The sequence below is a fragment of the Erwinia typographi genome, from assembly GCF_000773975.1.
Taxonomy (GTDB): domain Bacteria; phylum Pseudomonadota; class Gammaproteobacteria; order Enterobacterales; family Enterobacteriaceae; genus Erwinia; species Erwinia typographi.
In genome coordinates, this window is record NZ_JRUQ01000034.1 from 1 (window position 1) to 1,758 (window position 1,758).

The following is a 1,758-nucleotide window of genomic DNA, read 5'->3' on the forward strand; positions in this document are numbered from 1 at the left end:
CGCAAGCTGCGGCAGCTGCGTCCCCGCAGCACCGGCAACCGGTACGAAAGTGCCTGGCGGCGGTTTGTGGCCGGTGGCCAGTGCACGATGGCCATGCAGATGACGCTGGAAAACGCGCTGAAGGCGGACCACCCGCTGATGCACCATACTGACCCTGAAACGTACTACCGCCTGCTGCTGGAACGCGCTGGCGTCCCCCTTTAATATCCCTTCTTTTTAACTTACCGCGTCCTTCGCGGTTTTTGTGCTGGCGCTGAGCGGGAAACCGTGCATCCGGCAGGCATTCACTCGCCCGTAACAGTCCTCCGGGCATCATATTAGCCATCCTGAAAAGCTCCACACTGGCACCGTGGCCATCCCTGAACACAATTAAAGCAGTTAAATTCGTAACCGTGGCCATGCCCACAGACTGCCTGCAGTTAACTTCGAAGTCCCTGCCGGTAAAAGCGCTAATTTCGAACGTTACTTCTGAACAAAACATGCCCTTTAAAAAGGGAGTACTCATGAGCCAGTCTTTCGCCTGGCACCAGGAGTAGCACCCCAGGCTTCGCCCGGGGCATCAGTCCAACGATCATTTTAGTTACAACACTCATATGATCGCTCGCCCGCAAACTGAGTACTGTGCAGCTTATGAATCAGTGCCACAACTGAACGTCTGAGGACCTGTTGGAAAGTGGCTGTAATACGGCCATACACGCCCGTAAGCGGCCCTTACGGCCCGCTAACGCGGAGATACGCCCCGGCTGCGGCTACGCCTTGCCGTGACCACTCCGTCAGCGCAAATATGACTTCTTCGTGGCTGAAAGCGGGTCTGGCTTTGCAGGACGGGGGCTGGGATTGGTAAAATCTATCAGTACAGGGCGGCTAAGCCGCGTCACCGGCGACCCCTACCCTCCGGGATTCATGGAACAGTATTTGTCGCCTTCATGCGTGAACGCATAAGAAAATATTCTGATGAAACATTCAGTTAACCCCGAATTTGCGGTACCATACCGGATGTATCGGTAAGCGGAGAAGCGGCATCTTTTGAGCAGGGGAACACTGACGGAAAAAACCGGGCACCTGGCCTGGTGCGGGCTGGTTGCCCTTCAGCTGGCCCGGCAGGACGGACGCGTGCGGTCGGAATCTCAGGAGAACGTCTTTCTGACCCGCTGGCTGGCCACTGCGCTGAAGCAGCACCGGTTTCCCCGTGAAGTGGCGCCGGATATCACCTGGCTGTTAAATCAGGGGCGTCAGGCTGGCGTCGGTGCCGGGCTTAAAAGAAAACTCAGTTACCTCTGGCAGTCATGCACCGGTGAGCTGGCCGCACAGAATGACCTCTTCAGGCTAACTTATGCGATGGAAACGGCAAAAGAGATGCACTGGACTTACCGGTTGCTGGGTGAACGTGAATGGTCGGGACGTAACGCGGTGACGCTGAATCCCGGGGTGAACGGAATATTTCTGTCCCGGGCCTCTCTTGAGGCGTCATTCAGCGACGACGGGACGCAGACAAAACCTCTTATGGCCCGACTCACCGGTCATATCCCCGGGCTGGAAAAACTGCTGAACCGTTGTGGCTGGCTGGCGGAAGCCTGCATGAATAATGATATCCCTTTTCTCTTCAGACTGGAGACCCTTCCTGACGGGAATAGGTCTCCGGACTGAGGTGAGTCGACTCTTTAAGGGGGCCAGCAAAACACCACGTTAAGCCGATAATTAATTGTTTATATTGATTATGGTGGAAACTAACGTTAGATTCACGTATAGGAAATTCAA

At 55.3% G+C, this 1,758-nt stretch carries 1 protein-coding gene and 1 pseudogene; both read left to right on the plus strand.

What is annotated here, in order from left to right:
- Nucleotides 1-204, plus strand: a pseudogene (locus NG99_RS29690) (Replication protein); the annotation flags it as partial.
- 822 nt (nt 205-1,026) lie between these two features.
- Complete coding sequence (locus NG99_RS11345; protein ID WP_034892418.1) at nt 1,027-1,647, plus strand: DUF2913 family protein; 621 nt, start codon at nt 1,027-1,029, stop codon at nt 1,645-1,647.
- The last annotated feature ends 111 nt before the right edge of the window (nt 1,648-1,758 follow it).